Annotated in this window: 1 pseudogene; it reads right to left on the bottom strand. The window is 56.0% G+C overall.

The features are described 5' to 3' along the window. A pseudogene (locus ACSZO4_RS25920) lies at positions 1–317 on the bottom strand (transposase); the annotation flags it as partial. Positions 318–357: the final 40 nt, after the last annotated feature.

A 357-nucleotide genomic window follows, 5' to 3' on the forward strand; every position in this document is an offset into this window, starting at 1 on the left:
TTTTTCCAGAGGCGGTCGAACTCCGCCTTCGCAAAATAAGCGGAAGCCTGGCGCAGGATATCGTTGCTGCGGCGCAGTTCGCGGTTTTCACGTTCCAGCTCCTTGAGACGCTGGCGTTCAGTGGTGGTGAGTCCGCCGTCACCGGCATCACGTTCATGCTGGCGAAGCCAGGTGCGAAGCGTCTCCGGTGTACAGCCGATTTTGGGGGCGACAGAGCTGATGGCAGCCCATTGTGAGTCATAGTCGTTCTGGCCTTCGATAACCAGACGAACAGCCCGCTGACGGACCTCAGGGGAAAAGCGCGTATTTTTAGTCATCCTGTTTACCTCTCTCTCAAAGAGTTTAGTCTCCAGGATT

Origin of the sequence: Phytobacter sp. V91, assembly GCF_965644225.1 — a bacterium.
Classification (GTDB): Bacteria; Pseudomonadota; Gammaproteobacteria; order Enterobacterales; family Enterobacteriaceae; genus CBFFRJ01.